Genomic DNA, 1,154 nt, shown 5'->3' with positions numbered 1-1,154 from the left:
TATCTATAGAATAGAACGAACGTTTCTTTAACTAGTTGAAAAGAAAATTAATTCAACTTTTTACGTCAGAAATTCTACCCCAATGGATTAAATGGCATTCGAATTGCTTTGTCATAGATAACCCAACTAATATACAGCAGGTTGCACCAATAACATTGCAGCTTGTCACGGAGGATAGGCTATGACCTTACAACGACATACATATTACGGCTTAATTCACCATGGAATTAAAACTCTATTAATGGACAGAATTGGCCACTTCACAGAGCGTGAATATCACGAGTATCTCGACTTAACGACCGGTAAATCGACGTGTTTTACCATGAGCGAACAAGAACTCGAAAACACATTAGACAGTTTGAAAAGTGAAGGTTACCTTGAAGACATCAAGAAGCTAATACCTCGCTATCAAACCTCGTCAATGCGTTAACCTGTTAGAGTTCGCTAAACACGATAATCGGTTAGATTGAATTAATTAGCACCCAATTGTCTCGAGCTATTTAGCATCGAGACAGTTTTGGTTAGACTGTCTGCAACTCAACTAACTGGATAGTCAGTGCCACATGAAGCAAATTCTTGATTTCATTCCTCTCATTATTTTCTTTGCGCTTTACAAGATGTACGACATCTACACGGCTACAGGTGCATTGATTGTTGCTTCCGCAGTACAAATCATTTTGACGTACATCATCTACAAGAAAGTAGAAAAAATGCAGATCATCACCTTTCTAATGGTTGCCGTATTTGGTGGCATGACCATCTTTTTGCATGATGACAACTTCATAAAATGGAAAGTGACCATCGTTTATGCGCTATTTGCTATCGGCCTTACAGTCAGTCACCTAATGGGCAAATCAGCGATTAAAGGCATGTTGGGTAAAGAGATCTCTCTTCCTGAAGCAGTGTGGGGCAAGATCAACTGGGCTTGGACTCTGTTCTTCACATTGTGTGCGATCCTCAATGTTTACGTTGCTTTCAACCTGCCATTGGATGTGTGGGTCAACTTCAAAGTGTTTGGCTTACTGATCGCTACTTTTGCATTTACCTTACTAACGGGCGTTTATATCTATAAACATTTACCAAAAGACCAACATTTGCCAAAAGATAAGCATCAGCAAAGAGACCAAGAAACACAAAACGATACGCAACAAGAG

Annotated in this window: 2 protein-coding genes; both read left to right on the top strand. The window is 39.4% G+C overall.

The window, feature by feature from the left end; translation table 11 throughout:
- The first annotated feature begins 181 nt into the window (after nucleotides 1–181).
- Nucleotides 182–430 (top strand): hypothetical protein, encoded by a 249-nt coding sequence (locus AB4496_RS14985; protein WP_032555183.1) that lies wholly within the window; start codon nucleotides 182–184, stop codon nucleotides 428–430.
- A 133-nt stretch (nucleotides 431–563) separates the two neighbouring features.
- A partial coding sequence (locus AB4496_RS14980) for a septation protein A (protein WP_372131256.1) occupies nucleotides 564–1,154 on the top strand: 591 nt, incomplete at its 3' end.

The organism is Vibrio sp. 10N.222.46.A1, assembly GCF_041473595.1.
Classification (GTDB): domain Bacteria; phylum Pseudomonadota; class Gammaproteobacteria; order Enterobacterales; family Vibrionaceae; genus Vibrio; species Vibrio tasmaniensis_A.
The sequence above is the reverse complement of the archived record's forward strand: the minus strand, read 5'-3'. Positions and strand labels throughout refer to the sequence as shown.